Genomic DNA, 14,772 nt, shown 5'->3' on the forward strand with positions numbered 1-14,772 from the left:
CGGACGGGCCGTCAGGGCTGACGCGCCACGATCACCGGGACCTTGGCCCTCTTCACCACGGCCGCCCCGACCGAGCCCAGCAACGTGCGTCCGAACCGTCCGAGACCGTGGCTGCCGACCACCACCAGTTGCGCCTGCTCGGACGCGTCGACCAGCCGGCGTGCCGGATCGCCGACCTCGACGGTGCGGCTCACCCCCACCTCGGGATAGCGTTCGTGCCACCCCGCCAGCCGTTCGGCGAGCGTCTCCTCCTCTTCGGACAGCTTCGCGTCCCACCTGGAGTCTTGGAATCCCGCCCGGGAGCCGGAGACCCGCGGATCAGCCCAGACGTGCATCGCCTTCAGGCGCACACCTCGCCGCGAGGCCTCCTCGAACGCGATGGCAGTGGCCAACTCCGATGCCGGTGACCCGTCGATGCCCACCAGCACCGGTGCCCGCGAGTGATCGCCGGTCACGGCCTTCTCGTCGTGGATCACGGCCACGGGGCAACGCGCGTGGTGGACCAGGGCCGAGCTCACGGAGCCCAGGAAGGTGCGGGCCAGGGCGCCGCCACGTCCGCCACGGCCCACCGCGACCATCTCCACCTCGCTCGAGAGGCCGACCAGCGTGGGGACGGTGGCCGAGTGAAACACGTTCCTGCTCAACGGCACTCGATGGCCGTCAAGGGTGGTCTCCTCGGCGACCTTGATCGCCGACTCGATGAGGAGGCCGGGCTCGTGTTTACGCTTTTTGCCGGCGCCGGCCGGGGCGGCGACGTCGAACCACTCGGGTAAGGCGCCGTCGGCGACGTGCACGACAGCCAACGGCGCCTTGCGCGTCGCGGCGTTGCGGGCCGCCCACCGCACGGCGCTCAGCGCCGCTGCCGAACCGTCAACACCTACCAAGATCGCGCCACGTGGTGGTTGCCACATCTGCAGTTCTCTTCTGATCGGCGGGTCCCCACCGGAAGAATCACGGACGAACGCGGCGGCTGTGAGGGTCGAAAAGACCCAAGCCGAAGGACCAAAGACACCGTCGCGACGGCCGGTGGCTCCGGGGTGACGCGGCGGCGGTCAGGAGGCGTCGCGCAGGCGGGTCTCGACGTCCTTGATTCCCTGGCGCAGGTGCTGAGCGAGGTACCACTCCTCGCCGCTCTGGGCATGGTGCAGGGCCTTGTCGACCGCCAGCTTGGCGTCCGACAGGTGTTCCCGGCGCTCATCGCCGCGCGTTGTCATGGCGTGCAGGATCGCCCTCACGGACTCCTGACAGGCGGCGGCGAAACCGGTGAGATTGGTGACCGACACGCTGGCCCCTTTCGTCGGAGAAAGACGTCTGCCGCAAACGCGACGTTCAGCGCCCTGTTCCACGTATGTCGAATGACATTCCCGGCATGCGGTGACGGCAAACCTGCGCCCGACGCCGTCGCGCGAGCGCGGGCAGGCGTGGCTAAGCTGCCCGTTGGCCCGGCGACTGGAGGTCTGCGGTGCGCGTGCTCGTTGGAACGGTGGCTTTGTCGATGGCCTTGTCCGTGGCCGCCGGCTTGGTGCTTGTCGGGTGTCACGGCCCGGCCGAGCACCCGGCCAAACCGAAGGTCGGCTCGTGGGGCGTCGACCTGGCCGACATGGACAAGGCCGTCCGCCCCGGCAACGACTTCTTCGACTACGTCCTCGGGACGTGGGTCAAAAACGCGAAGATCCCGCCGGACAAGGTGTGCGCCGGCGTCAACCTCGACATCCAGAATCAGCTCAACGCCGACCTGAAGGCGATCGTCGCGGGCGCGGCCGCCAAACACGCCGCCGCCGGGGACGTTTCGCAGCAGATCGGCGACCTCTACGCGTCGTACATGAACGAGGCGTTGCTGAACCAGAAGGGCGCCGAGCCGGTGCGGCCGCTCCTGGCGTCGATCGACGCGGTCAACGACAGGCCGGGCCTGGACCGGGTTCTCGTGTCGTTCAACGGCAAGACGGAGGTGGAGGACCCCTTCCCGGTTTCGGTGGACATCGACCCGAACAATCCGACCCGGTACATACCCGACATCTCCCAGGGCGGCCTCTCGCTCGGTGACCGCGGGTATTACGTGAACGACGACCCGCAGTCGGTGCAGCTGCGCGACAAGTACGTCGCCCATGCGGCCAAGCTGATCGGCCTCGCCGGTTACGCGGACGCGCGGCAGCAGGCCGAGCAACTGCTCGCACTCGAAACCAAGCTGGCGGCCGTGCAGCTGCCCATGGAGGAAGCGCGCGACGTCGAAAAGACGAACAACATCATGCCGCGCGCGCAGGTCGAGCAGCTCGGGCAGGGCGCGCCACTGCGGCAGCTCTTCGACGAGCTGAAACTGCCGCCCGTGATCGACTTCCAGGTCGGCATGCCCGAGGTGTTGCAGAAGACCGCACAGCTTTTCGCCACCGAGCCGTTGGACGCGTGGAAGGCGTACCTGCGCTACCAGGTTCTGCGCGCGTACGGCGGCGACCTCTCCACGCCGTTCGCCGACGAGCTGTTCGACTTCTTCGGCCGGACGGTGCGGGGCGCCCAGGAGCGCACCCCGCGGGACAAGCGCGGGGTCTCCATGGTGAGCGACGGCCTCGGTGACCCGGTCGGCGAGCTCTACGTCGACGCGCACTTCGGCCAGCAGACGCGGGACCGGGCGCGGGCGCTGGTCGAGAATCTCCGCACGGCGTACAGCAAGCGCATCGCCGGCGCCTCGTGGATGGCGCCCGAAACCAAGAAGGAAGCGCAGGCCAAGCTGGCGGCGCTGGTCGCCAAGATCGGCTACCCCGACAAGTGGAAGTCGTACGCGACCGTCAAGATCGACTCCGGCGACCTCGTCGGCAACCAGAACAACCTCGCGGTGTGGTCGTGGAACGACGACGTCAGCAAGTTGGGAAAGCCCATCGACCGAGCCGAGTGGAGCATGACGCCGCAGACCAACAATGCCTATTACTCTCCGCGACTCAACGACATCGTCTTTCCCGCCGCCATCCTGCAGCCGCCGAACTTCGATCCCGCGGCCGATCCGGCCGCCAACTACGGGGCGATCGGGGCAACCATCGGCCACGAGATGAGCCACGCGTTCGACGACCAGGGCCGCAAGAGCGACGGGACCGGCCTGCAGCGCGATTGGTGGACACCGGCCGACGCCCAGCGCTACGTGCGCGAGTCGGACAAGCTGGTCGAGCAGTTCAACTCCTATGAGCCGCTGCCGGGCAACCACATCAACGGCAAGCTGACGCTCGGCGAGAACATCGCCGACCTCGCGGGGCTGCGCATCGCCTACGACGCCTACAAACTGTCGCTGGGCGGCAAGCCCGCGCCCGTCATCGACGGCCTGAGCGGCGACCAGCGGTTCTTCATCGCCTTCGCGGCGAGTTGGAAAGAGATCTGCCGTCCCGAAGCCGAGCGCGACCAATTGCTGACCGACGTCCACAGCCCCGCCAAGTTCAGGGTCAACGGGATCGTCCGCAACATTGACGAGTGGTACGCCGCTTTCGACGTCCGGCCGGGGGACTCGCTCTTCCTCAAGCCCGAGGACCGCGTGCGCGTCTGGTGAACCGGCCGCGATCTCCGCGGATCCTGTGGTGTGACGTACGTCACACTCACCTGCTTCTGCGAACAGGGGCGCGTCGCCGCTGGTAGAACGCACCTACCGGTCCCGCTAGTAGACACGCGACAAACTAATTTCACATCTTTGCTGGCGGACGAGCTGTGACCGCGAGTAGTGAGGAATCCGTCGTTGACCGCAGGTGTCCATGACGCGACAGCGGCCGAACCGGCGACCGAAGAACAGTTGATCAGCCTCCCGTGTGACGCGCCGGCTGCGGGCGCGGACGCGGACGGAGATCACTCCGCGATCACGTCCCCTGCCCCGGACGAACTCCCGGACGCGGCGGCTCCGGTCGGCCGCCCCGTCGCCGCTCTGCTGACCAGGCCGATGCGGTACGCCCTCGGCCAGACGGATTCCTCGCTGCAGACCCTGGGCCGCTTCTTCGACTTGGCCGCACAGTCCTTCGCCTACCTGATCGCCGACGTGGTCCGGTTGCGGCACCCCTGGCGGGACACCCTCAACCAGGCCTGGTTCATCATCAGCGTCACGGCGATACCGGCGTTGCTGGTGTCCATCCCCTTCGGGGTCATCGTGGCGGTGCAGGTCGGCAACTTCATCCAGCAGGTCGGCGCCTCGTCGATCTCGGGCGCGGCCGGCGGCCTCGGCGTCATCCGGCAGGGCGCGCCGATCGTGGCCGCCCTGCTGCTGGGCGGTGCGGCCGGTTCGGCCGTGGCCACCGACCTGGGTGCCCGCACCATTCGCGAAGAGGTCGACGCCCTGCGCGTCATGGGCGTCAACCCGGTGCAGCGACTCGTCACCCCCCGGTTGGCCGCGATCCTCTTCGTCGCGCCCGTGCTGTGCTCCTTCATCGTGTTCATGGGGCTGGCGGCGGGCTACGCCATCAACGTCGGATTCCAGTCGGGGACCCCCGGCAGCTACATCGCGTCGTTCGCGTCCTTCGCCAGCGTCAGCGACGTGGTGGTCGCCGTGCTGAAGACCTGGCTCTTCGGCGTGGTGGTCATCCTCGTCGCCTGCCAGCGCGGCCTGGAGACCAAGGGCGGGGCACGCGGGGTTGCCGACGCGGTCAACGCGTCCGTGGTCATCGGTGTGGTCGCCGTGTTCGGGCTCAACCTGGTGATCACCCAGGGCTTGTCGATGTCAATGCCGCTGAGGCTCGGCTGATGGCGGCACCTTCGCGGCACGTTCCGCGCGGACTGGTCACCGCCCTGCGGGGTCCCTGGTGGGTGGCGCAGCGGGGCGACTCGCTCATCCAGCGGCTGGGGCACCAGATCACCTTCGGGTACCAGGTGCTCGCGGCCATTCCCCACACCCTCAAGCGCTACCGGCACCAGACCGGGGTGCTGCTGGTCGACATGATCTGGGGCAACGGGTCTTTGATCGTCGGCGGCGGCACCATCGGCGTGCTGGTGTTCATGGGCGCGGCGGTGGGCGGCTCGGTGGGAATCGAGGGGTACGGCGCCCTGGACATGGTCGGCATGGGCCCGCTGACCGGGTTCGTCTCCGCCTACGCCAACACCCGGGAGATGGCGCCGATGATCGCCGGGATCGGCTTCGCGGCCCAGGCCGGGTGCCGAATGACCGCCGAGCTCGGCGCCATGCGGATCTCCGAGGAGATCGACGCGCTGGAAGCCCTTGGCATTCAATCCATTCCGTTCGTCGTCACGACGCGGGTGATCGCCGGGTTGATCACCATCGTCCCGCTGTACGTGGTGACGCTGGCGTTGAGCTATGTGTCGTGCGTGCTGGTGGTCAACGTGCTGCACGGGCAGTCGTCCGGCACCTACTACCACTACTTCGACTCGTTCATCCAGCCCTCCGACGTGGTGCTCTCCGTGCTCAAGGCGGCGGTCTTCGTGACGCTGATCATCGCGATTCACGGCTATCAGGGCTACTACGCGAGCGGCGGTCCCGAAGGTGTCGGACGCGCATCCGGCCGGGCCATCCGGGCCAGCATCGTCACCGTGGTCGCCGCCGACATGGTGCTGACGCTGCTGTTCTGGGGCAACGGTCCCGGCGTTCGGATCTCGGGGTAGGCGATGCCCGTCTTCGCCGACCAGGGGGTGCGGGCGCCGAGTTCGCGTTCGCTGCGGATCCGCGGCCTCATCGCAGCGGTGGCGCTCGGCAGCGCGGGAGTCGTGCTGTACCAGTTGGGCACCGGCGGCTACGCCGACACCTACAAGCTGACCGTGGTGGCCGACACGATCGGCGAGGGGCTGACGCCGGGCGCGGAGGTGAAGTTCCGCGGCCTCACGATCGGCACGGTCAAGACGCTCGACTCGTTCGGCTACAACAAGCAGAAGATGACGGTCGAACTCGACCCGGGGCAGGCGAAAGCCCTGGCCGCCGACACCACCGCCAGGTTCATGTCGTCGAACACCTTCGGGCTCGCGGCGGTCGAACTGATCAGCAGCGGTGCCGGTCCGCGGTTGAGACCCAACCAGACACTGTTGATCGGCGGCGGCGTGCAGTCGACGTCCATCACCGGACTGCTGCGGCAGGGCGAGAAGCTCGGCAAGATCGTGGACTCTCCCGACGTCGGCCACATCATCGAGGTGATGCGGCGCCACGCCGACCTGACCGAGCCGGTGACCCGGGCGTATTTCGACCTGGCCAAGATGCTCGTCGACTCGCAGAAGACCCCGTTCTCCCAGTCGCTGTCCGTGTTCGCCTCCGTGGTGAACGGGTCCAGCGACGCCATTCCGCTGATCAAGCTGGCCTACGACCTGCTCAACGGGATGGCGTTCCTGGCGCAGCGCGACGGGGTGGAGCGCACCAACCTGATCCTGGATCAGACCGCCAAGCTGCTGTTCAAGAGCGAGGACGTGTTCACCAGGAACATGTCGTGGGTCGTCCCGATCATCTCCTCGCTGACCGACTTCATGCTGCCGCAGATGTTCACCCTGGGCAGCCTGGCGCCCGCCTACGACCGGCTCTCGGGCCTGCTGGACCGCACCAGCGCCGCCTTCCCGGTGATCGACGGCAAGGTGCGCATGAACGTCGAGGTGGCGCTCGAGGCGATGCCGGGGCTGCCGGCGGCCCTGACACCGCAGCCACCCAAGCCACCGCCGGCCCCGGGCGCGCCGCCACCGCAGGGGGGCCCCCGATGAGGAGCGTCACCAGATCCGTTGTGTGGCTGACGATCTTCACCGCGATCGCGGTGGTCTGCGCGCTCGTGGTCCTCACCGCCCTGCGCAGCCCGGTGACCGGTGCGGTGTCCCGCTACACCGCGGCGTTCTCCGACGTCTCGGGGCTCTACGCCGGTGACGACGTTCGCATCTCCGGTGTGGGTGTCGGCAAGGTGCAAGCGATCCGGCTCGACGGCCGCATCGCCAAGGTGGATTTCACTGCGCAGGACGATCACCCGGTGTTCGCGAACACCGTCGCCGCGGTGCGCTATCAGACCCTGCTCGGCCAGCGCTACGTGGAGCTCGTGCAGCCGGCCAAACCGGGTGCGCGGCTGGCGCCCGGGGGCGTTCTCGGGCTGGGACAGACGATCCCCTCGTTCGATGTGGCCAAGCTGTTCAACGGGTTTCGGCCGATCTTCCAGACCCTCGACCCGGCCCAGTTCAACCTGCTGGGGGAGAACCTGCTGCGCCTGATCCAGGGGGACGAATCCGGCATCGGCCCCTTCCTGCACGACCTCGACGTCATCTCCAAGCTGGCCGTGGACCGCCAGGCCGTCATCACCGCGGTGATCCGCAATCTCAGTGCGATCTCGCAGGACCTGGGCGGCAGGTCGCAGCAGCTGTTCCATCTCATCGCCACGCTCAACGACGTGCTGACCGGATTCAACGCGAGCGCCGAGGATTTCCGTCACTCGCTGGACACCGGGCTGCCCGTGCTGCGCACCAGCACCCACCTCCTGCAGTACATCGAGCACAGCTTCGACGGGAGCACCGTTCCGCTCTACGACCTGAGCAGCAGGATGTGGCCACAGACGCCGACGATCATCGCCGGCCTCTCGCTCGTGCCGTCGTTGATCCAGGGGATCCGCGACTCGCTGGTCGACGACAAGCCCGCTACGCCAACGTTTTCCTGCTCCCACGGCCAGGTCACCCTGCCGGGAATCGGCGAGGTGTCCTTCGCGGAGCAGAACCTGGTGGTGTGCCGGTGAAGACCTTCGGCAACCGACTCGCCATGTTGGGCAGCAGGCAGTCCGGGCGCGCCGTGCTCGACGAGCGCGCCGCCGCCGTCCGCAGTCGCCGCCACGGGATCATCGGTCTCCTCGTCATCGTTGCGGCGCTGGCGGCCACGGGACTGGCGTACCTGAACCCCTCCGGCCAGGCGGGTTACACCGCGCACCTGCCCAGCGCCGCGGGTGTGCGCGCGGGTGACCAGGTCCGCATCGCCGGCATCCCGGTCGGGAAGGTCACCGGCATCCGGCTCGCGGGCGCCGTCGTCGAGATGACGTTCGACGTCAAGCAGTCCGTGGTGGTCGGTTCGGAGTCCACGTTGGACATCAAGCTGCTCACGCCCCTGGGCGGCCACTACGTCGCGCTCGACCCCAAGGGCGCGCTGCCGTTGGGGCACAACGTGATTCCGCCGCAACGCGTCACCCTGCCGTTCGAGGTCAACGACATGATCCAGGCCGCCACCCCGGTGATCAAGGAGGTCGACGGCCAGGTCATCCACGACACCTTCACCGAGGTCGCCAACGCCGCCGACCATTATCCGAACGCGGTGCGCGACCTGCTCCGGTCGGCCGACGCGCTGACGGCGTCGCTGGGGACGACCACCGCCGAGTTCCACCGCAGCCTGGAGTTCGTCGGCAACGGGTTGCGGGCCATGGTCTCCGGGCGAAGGCAGCTCGTCACGCTGTTCGAGCAGGCCGACGTCCTGGGTAAGGCGTACACGTCGAAGACGGTCGACATCGTCGAGTACTTCACCCTGCTCAAGGAGTTGGCTCGCATCATGGACCGGGCCGTGACGTTCTACGGCCGGGAGGTCGAACCGATCGTCAACGGCATCGACGACATCATCGACACGCTGGTCGCCCATCCCGACCGTCTGGGCAAGGCGGCCGAGGAACTCGGACAGACCCTCCGAATCGTGGGCCCCATGCTCAGTGGCAACGGCGTGGTCTTCGACGAACACAACCGGCTCGTGCCGGGACAGGACCTGTGCCTGCCGAACATCATGAAGAACTGTTGACATGGCGACGATTCCGGGCTTCGCCACCAGGCTGCGCTCCCCGCTGGGGGTGGCGACGGTGGTGGCCGTCGTCGCCGCGGTGGCGGCCGCGGCCGTGTTCGGCGCCAGAATCCTGCTGCCCAGGATCAGCCACACGCGCGCGATGTGCGCCGAACTGACGGACGCGGTCGGACTGTACCCGGGGAACAAGGTGGCGCTGATGGGCGTCGAAATCGGCTCCACGACCGCGATCGTCAACAAGCCCGACCACGTCGAGGTCGACTTCACCGTTCCCTCCGACCTCGACCTGCCGGCCGACGTCGGTGCGGTCACCTACTCGCAGTCGATCGTCACCGACCGCCATCTCGAGCTCACGAAGCCCTACACGTCCGGCCCGAAATTCACGGGGCCGGGCTGCATCAAGCTGGCGTCCACCAAGACTCCGATCAGCGTCAGCGAAACCTTCTCGGCCATCGGCAGACTCGCCGACGCGATCCTCGGGCCCCAGCCCGGCCAGGACCCGTCCCGGGCCCCGGGCGTGCAGGCCATCAACGACAGCCTGCGCGCGGCCAGCCGCTCGCTGGACGGCACCGGACCCGGACTCAACCAAACCCTGCGCAACCTGGTCACCATGCTCGCCGACCCGTATCAGGCCGACGCCGAGTACCGGCAGGTGTTCGAAAACGGTGAACTGTTCACCTCGGGCTTCCTCAAGCACTGGGACACCTTCGCCTCGGTGATCGGGACGCTTCCGCAGACCACTCAGGTGATCGAAGGCCTGTCGGACAACTTCGCGGACGGACTGAGCCATCTGTCGCACCTGCTGCCGATCCTGATCGAGGCCCTGGACCGGTTCGCGCCGCGGATTTATCACAACATCGGCGACAAATTGATCCCGGGGATACGCGACTTCCTGAACCGCCACACCCCGGCCATCCTCGCCATGATCAACTCGTGGCCGCAGTTCAGCCATTGGCTGTCCGACATCTACGAGCCGGCGTGGGGCACCCACAACGTCACCTACATCCCACCGCAGGTGGCCATCTCCCCGACACAGGCCGGCGCCATCTGCGAGGTGCTGCGCAAGCGCCACACCCCGGGCGCCGCGGCGGCGTGCGCGTCCGAGACCGCGTCGGACCCGGTCACCCTCGGGCTGACCGACCTGATTCTGGGGGCCGCGCTGTCATGACCCGAATCTTCCTACGCCTCAGACGAATTCTGCTGTGCGCGTTCGCGGTCGGCCTGACGGCGGCTTGCTCGCTGGATCCGACGCGGCTCCCGGTTCCGGGTGCCTACGCCCCGCACCACCCGTACCGCATCAAAATCGAGTTCTCCAGCGTGCTCAACCTGCCCGCGCGGGCCAAGGTCGACTCCGGCGGAATCCAGGTCGGCGTGCTCGACCACGTCGCACTCGACGGCGCCACCGCCGTCGCCTACGTCGACATGTCCGGCGACGCCGCCCTGCCCGATAACACGCGCGCCGAACTACGCCAGGCCACGCCCCTGGGCGACATCTACATCGCGCTGCTCCCGCCGGACACGTCGTCGGGCGATGCCCCGGCATTGCGCGACGGCGACACCATCCCGTTGCGCAACACCGTTCCCGCCGCCAACGTTGAAGACGTCCTGCGATCGGTGTCCAACCTGATGGCCGGCGGCGCGATCGGCACGCTGCGCGACACAGTCGTCAACGCCAACAAGGCGTTTCCGAAAGACCCCGCCGAACTGACCAGGACGCAGCAGACCATCGCCGGTGTCCTCAACGACCTGGCGGCCAATCAGCAGACCATCAACGGCATCTTGGCCAGCATGCAGAACATCAGCACCAACCTGGCTGGCAACACCGAGGTGTTCAACCGGCTGGTCAGTGAGGGGCCGGAAAAGCTCGAAGGGCTCTCGGTGGTCACGCTTTCCATCGTCACGGTCGTCGCGGACTCTAAAGAGCTGAACGACCTCAGCGCCAAGGCCATACTCCCGGTCGCCGGCGACTGGATGCAGATGATCTCCTACATGACGCCGTGGGTAGGAACCCTGTCAACGGTGGACACCACCATCCCGGTGGTCGCCGACAAGCTCAACGCGTTGATCCGCACGAAGCTCATCCCGTTCTTCCGCAAGGGAGGACCGAAATACTCGGTCTCCGAACTCCATCTGCCGACCGACCACGAAGGTGTCGACCCCGCCGACAAGGCCGACCAGGCGGTGTCGGCGATGCGGTCGATGGGACTGCTGCCATGAAGTTCAACGCCCGCATCACCCTGGTCATCCTGACGGTGTTGACGCTGCTCGGCGCGGTCTACATGGCGGTCGGTGTGCTCGACATGAGCCCGACCAGACAGGTCACCCGGCTCACCCTGCTGCTCAACACTTCCGGTGGCCTGCTGCCCACGTCCGAGGTGACGATGCGCGGGATCAAGATCGGCCGGGTGACCGGAATACACACCACCACAACGGGACTGGCGGTCTCGATCGATGTCGACCGCGCGCACCCGATCCCCGCGAACAGTCCGATCAGCGTGGAGAACCTCTCGGCGGCCGGCGAACAATACATCGACTTCAAGCCGAAACTCATTGCGCCGCCGTATCTTACCGACGGTGCGGTGATTCCCGCGGATCGGGTCGCACCGATGGTGACCGGCGCCGAGCTGTTCACCAAGGCCAATGCTCTGATCTCGGCGCTCAACCCCGACTACGCACACACCGTCGTCACCAACATCTCGGGGGCGCTCGCCGGCAACGACGGCACCCTGGACTCCCTGGCCACGACGGCTGCGTTGACCGCCAAGGTGATCCGCGACGACAAGCAGCTGATGGCCACCCTGTTCGGCAACGTCGCCACGCTGACCACCAACCTGGGCGATCTCCACGCCGCCGACATCATCAGCGACACCGGAAGGGAGCTGCCGCGCACGGTGCCCGCGTTCCTCAAGTTGATCCACGAGATCGAGATCCTGTCGCACAGCGGCGTCGGCGTCGTGGGGCCCGGCGACCCTGCCGGGGTCCTGATGGACAAGCTGAGCGAATACGTGGATGAACTCGCCGGCCCGTTGAGCACGTTCGCGACCGTCCTGCAACCCGCGACCGCACCGCTGCGCCCCATCAAGGTGGACGCGGGGCATTGGCTCGACTTCTGGGAATCGACCTTCAACGACACCGGCGGCGTGCGGGTGCAGCTCAACGTGCCCGAGTGGCACCAGTGACCGGCAACGAGAAAAGGGAAAGAACATGACGAACTCGGCGATCACCGATGACGAAAAAGTAAGCGACGCAGAGCCAGAAGCCGCCGAAGCGGCCCCGGACGACGATGACGACGGGGCGCGTCCCGGCGAGTCCGCCAAGCGGCGATTCAGGAAGCCCCAGAACCCGATGCGCTGGGTTGCGGCCGCTGTCGCGGCGGCGGTGCTCGGCGCCGGCGCGTTCGGGTACATCAAGTACCACCAGGTGACCACCCAGCTCGCCGCGCTGCGGCAGGACCGCGCCGACCGGGAGGCCGTGGCGCAGCTCGCCAGGGACTACGCGCTGAAGTCGCTGACGTACACCTTCGAAGACCCGGACGCCTTCTTCAGGTCGGTGGAAGACGGTGTGTCGCAACAACTCAAGGACAAGTACGTCAACGCCACCGACGTGCTCAAGAGCATCATGCTGCAGGCACAGGTCACCTCGAGCGGGGAGGTGCTGGCAACCGATCCGGTCGCCCAGCCCGGCGGGGCCTACCAGGTGGTGGTGTCGGCCCATCAGACCACCCGCAACCTGCAGAACCCGACGCCCAAGGTGTCGATCATCCTGCTGCAGATCACCGTGAACCGGGCCGGCAACGCCTGGCAGGTTTCCGACATCGGCCCGAAGGCCGGTGCGCATCCTCCCGTCGAGGAGCAACTCCCGCCGCCAGAGCCCCTGCCCGCGCCCGGCAAGCCGGCACCCAAGCGTTAGCCGCTCCGCCGTGAAGCGGCTCGCCCTGCTGACCGTCCTGGCCATGGGGGCCGCGACCCTGGGGTGCCCCGTCGCGGCCGCCGACACGGCGTTGCCGCCGTGCCCGCAGCGGGGCGCACTGATCAGCCCGAAAACCACGTCGCCCCAGGTGGATTGCCGCCTGCACTCCGGCGGCCTCGACTTCGCCGTCACGTATTGGAGCGTTCCCGAGCTGCCCCGGCCCAGGGCGGTGAAGGTGACCGTCACCGATGCGTCGGGCGCGGTGGTGCAAACCATCGACGAGCTGTTGGAGCCGTCCAGCCCTGGGGGCGTGGGTTTGGAGGACGTCGACGGCGACGGCCGCGAGGAGCTGATCATCCCGATCGCGCAGAACCTGTTCAACGGCAGCCCCAACACGCGGTTCTCGGTGTGGCGCGCGCCGGGTGACCGCCTCCACTACGAACGCACCCAGATGGTCGGGCAGGCCGTGTACCCCAGCGGCGACGGCTATCTGGTGACCAATGGCGGCGCGCTCGACAGCCGGGACCTCACCTTCTATTTGCCCACGGGGGCCGGATACACGCTCGTGGTGGTGCTGACGATCGAGGCCGAGCAGGTCGATCCGGACACCCACCACGTCTTGACCGTCATCTGCCGGGCCCACCAGGAAGACGGCCTGCACGCCATCGACATGGACGTCTACCAGGCCGAGGACACCTTCTGCGCGTCACCGGCCGCCATGGCCATTTGGCCCGACGCGCAACGACTTTCGGTTCGCAATCGACCTGCGGGCAGGTAGCTTCCTACGGCGCGCAGTACTCACGGGCCGTCACCAGCTGTTGTCGCGCCGCCGTCAGATCACCGGCCAGCTGCTCCGGGCTCGCCGGCCGATACGGATCGCTGGCATCGATCTGGGCCGCCAGCATGTCCGACCGGATTCGGAGGTCGACGGCGGCCGGACTGGTCAGGCCGTGCAGTGGAGACGACGCGTTGCGCAGCTGGCCGGCCACATAGGGCGGCGTCCCGGCGGGGGAGACGAGGGTGAACACATTCTCCAGCCGGTCGGCCGCCGGCAGGATGATGGCGCACTCCCAGTCGACCGCCGCCGCGGCCGGGGCCGCCGTCAGGCACAGGGTGAGTGTGGCGACCGACAGCGGCACCCCGAGAAGCATCCGGCGGCTTGTCAATTGCCGGCCTCGATGGCGGCGACCTTCGCGGCCGCCTCCGATCCGCAGATGCGCTGGAGGTTCACCGGGCCGCTCGCCAGCAGGGCGTCGATGCGGCGCCTGAGGTCACCCGAGGAGAGATGGGTGTAGAGGTTGGCGCCCGGACACGACGTCTGGGCGAGGTCCCGGTGGCCCGCCAGCGTGCCGCTCGCCACCCGGAACGTCTGCGCGGCCCACGCGAAGGCGAGGGCCGCTCCCTGCAACTGGGCCTCCGTCACCGCCTCCTGGTCGAAGTCGCCCTCGCACAGCACCAGGAAGTGGCCCGTCGTGTCGTAGTCCGTGGCGGTGTCGCCGGCGATCGCGGTGCTCCGCAGCTCGTAGATGTTGCCGTCGCGGTCGACGCCGACGTGGTAGGCGATGTCGACCCAGCCGTGGTCGTCCTGGTGGTATCGCTGGTCGCTTCGCAAGTGGCCCGGGGCATTACGGTTGTCGCCGAGGACGACGGCCTCGTGGTGCAGTGTCATGCGGGTGATGGTGTGGGCCTTGCCGCCGGGGCGGGCCGGTCGGGCGCCCCAGGCGTCGCGGCAGAGCAGCGCGGCCGACGTGGCGGTGACGCTGGGCGTGGCCGGTTCGGTCGTCGCGACCGGTTTGGCCGGCAGTTGTGGCGGTGGGCCGCTGGCCGGCGACGAGGCAACGGACGACGGTGTGTGGCCCGAGCAGCCGCCGAGCACGGATGCCACGCCGACTGCGCCCGCCAGGCTGAGCAGCCGGCGGCGGTCGACGAGATCGGCGGGTTTGCCGGCCCGACCGGTCGAGGCCGAATCCACGGACCTCACCCTACGGGCGTTAGTGCGGGTTTGGGTCGATGTTCGTCGCCCTGAGGTGAGGGGCGCCGGGCGGTCGTTGGGCGCGACGTTAGTTGGTGGTGGGTGGTGCCTGGGGTTGGAAGGGGTTGTACCACCACCAGTCGGCGCGTTCACCGAGCGGTCCGCGACAGGGCGGCACGTCGGGTGGGGGTGTGGTGGG

The 14,772-nt window shown here is 68.0% G+C and carries 16 protein-coding genes; 11 read left to right on the forward strand and 5 right to left on the reverse strand.

Annotated elements, in window-relative coordinates; all coding sequences use genetic code 11:
- Nucleotides 1–11: 11 nt before the first annotated feature.
- Nucleotides 12–911: a universal stress protein gene (locus GPY60_RS17855; protein WP_156689023.1), complete on the reverse strand. Its 900-nt coding sequence runs from the start codon at nucleotides 909–911 to the stop codon at nucleotides 12–14.
- Nucleotides 912–1,052: 141 nt separating this feature from the next.
- Complete coding sequence (locus GPY60_RS17860; protein WP_156689024.1) at nucleotides 1,053–1,283, reverse strand: hypothetical protein; 231 nt, start codon at nucleotides 1,281–1,283, stop codon at nucleotides 1,053–1,055.
- Nucleotides 1,284–1,495: 212 nt separating this feature from the next.
- On the opposite strand from GPY60_RS17860, the gene GPY60_RS17865 reads away from it, so the two are divergent.
- The 11 genes from GPY60_RS17865 to GPY60_RS17915 all read left to right on the forward strand — a co-directional run bounded on the left by GPY60_RS17865 (nucleotide 1,496) and on the right by GPY60_RS17915 (nucleotide 13,379).
- Nucleotides 1,496–3,526, forward strand: a complete 2,031-nt coding sequence (locus GPY60_RS17865) for a M13 family metallopeptidase (RefSeq protein WP_156689025.1) — start codon at nucleotides 1,496–1,498, stop codon at nucleotides 3,524–3,526.
- A 381-nt stretch (nucleotides 3,527–3,907) separates the two neighbouring features.
- A complete protein-coding gene (locus GPY60_RS17870; protein ID WP_370462750.1) occupies nucleotides 3,908–4,702 on the forward strand; it encodes an MlaE family ABC transporter permease in 795 nt (264 codons plus the stop codon).
- A complete protein-coding gene (locus GPY60_RS17875) occupies nucleotides 4,702–5,574 on the forward strand; it encodes an MlaE family ABC transporter permease (RefSeq protein WP_156689027.1) in 873 nt (290 codons plus the stop codon). The genes GPY60_RS17870 and GPY60_RS17875 overlap by 1 nt, the downstream gene beginning before the upstream one ends.
- Nucleotides 5,575–5,577: 3 nt before the next feature.
- Complete coding sequence (locus GPY60_RS17880; RefSeq protein WP_156689028.1) at nucleotides 5,578–6,648, forward strand: MlaD family protein; 1,071 nt, start codon at nucleotides 5,578–5,580, stop codon at nucleotides 6,646–6,648.
- The gene (locus tag GPY60_RS17885; RefSeq protein ID WP_156689029.1) at nucleotides 6,645–7,655 is read left to right on the forward strand and encodes an MlaD family protein; all 1,011 of its coding nucleotides are present in this window, start codon (nucleotides 6,645–6,647) and stop codon (nucleotides 7,653–7,655) included. The genes GPY60_RS17880 and GPY60_RS17885 overlap by 4 nt, the downstream gene beginning before the upstream one ends.
- Nucleotides 7,656–7,678: 23 nt before the next feature.
- The gene (locus tag GPY60_RS17890; RefSeq protein WP_156689040.1) at nucleotides 7,679–8,692 is read left to right on the forward strand and encodes an MlaD family protein; all 1,014 of its coding nucleotides are present in this window, start codon (nucleotides 7,679–7,681) and stop codon (nucleotides 8,690–8,692) included.
- A gap of 1 nt (nucleotide 8,693) precedes the next feature.
- Nucleotides 8,694–9,860, forward strand: a complete 1,167-nt coding sequence (locus tag GPY60_RS17895; protein WP_156689030.1) for an MlaD family protein — start codon at nucleotides 8,694–8,696, stop codon at nucleotides 9,858–9,860.
- Nucleotides 9,857–10,909: an MlaD family protein gene (locus GPY60_RS17900; protein WP_156689031.1), complete on the forward strand. Its 1,053-nt coding sequence runs from the start codon at nucleotides 9,857–9,859 to the stop codon at nucleotides 10,907–10,909. The genes GPY60_RS17895 and GPY60_RS17900 overlap by 4 nt, the downstream gene beginning before the upstream one ends.
- Nucleotides 10,906–11,871, forward strand: a complete 966-nt coding sequence (locus tag GPY60_RS17905) for an MlaD family protein (RefSeq protein ID WP_156689032.1) — start codon at nucleotides 10,906–10,908, stop codon at nucleotides 11,869–11,871. Before GPY60_RS17900 ends, GPY60_RS17905 begins: the two co-directional genes overlap by 4 nt.
- Nucleotides 11,872–11,896: 25 nt before the next feature.
- Nucleotides 11,897–12,601 (forward strand): hypothetical protein, encoded by a 705-nt coding sequence (locus GPY60_RS17910; protein ID WP_156689033.1) that lies wholly within the window; start codon nucleotides 11,897–11,899, stop codon nucleotides 12,599–12,601.
- 43 nt (nucleotides 12,602–12,644) lie between these two features.
- Nucleotides 12,645–13,379 carry a hypothetical protein gene (locus GPY60_RS17915; protein ID WP_197283721.1) on the forward strand — a complete coding sequence of 245 codons (735 nt, stop codon included), beginning with the start codon at nucleotides 12,645–12,647 and terminating at the stop codon, nucleotides 13,377–13,379.
- Between the two features lie 4 nt (nucleotides 13,380–13,383).
- Here the strand turns inward: GPY60_RS17915 and GPY60_RS17920 are convergent, their stop codons facing one another.
- From GPY60_RS17920 to GPY60_RS27760, 3 genes are all read right to left on the reverse strand, one after another.
- The gene (locus GPY60_RS17920) at nucleotides 13,384–13,740 is read right to left on the reverse strand and encodes a hypothetical protein (protein WP_231639704.1); all 357 of its coding nucleotides are present in this window, start codon (nucleotides 13,738–13,740) and stop codon (nucleotides 13,384–13,386) included.
- A 23-nt stretch (nucleotides 13,741–13,763) separates the two neighbouring features.
- Nucleotides 13,764–14,573: an N-acetylmuramoyl-L-alanine amidase gene (locus GPY60_RS27160; protein ID WP_231639705.1), complete on the reverse strand. Its 810-nt coding sequence runs from the start codon at nucleotides 14,571–14,573 to the stop codon at nucleotides 13,764–13,766.
- A gap of 88 nt (nucleotides 14,574–14,661) precedes the next feature.
- A partial coding sequence (locus GPY60_RS27760) for a hypothetical protein (RefSeq protein WP_370462751.1) occupies nucleotides 14,662–14,772 on the reverse strand: 111 nt, incomplete at its 5' end.

This window comes from Mycobacterium sp. Marseille-P9652 (assembly GCF_902652685.1).
Classification (GTDB): domain Bacteria; phylum Actinomycetota; class Actinomycetes; order Mycobacteriales; family Mycobacteriaceae; genus Mycobacterium.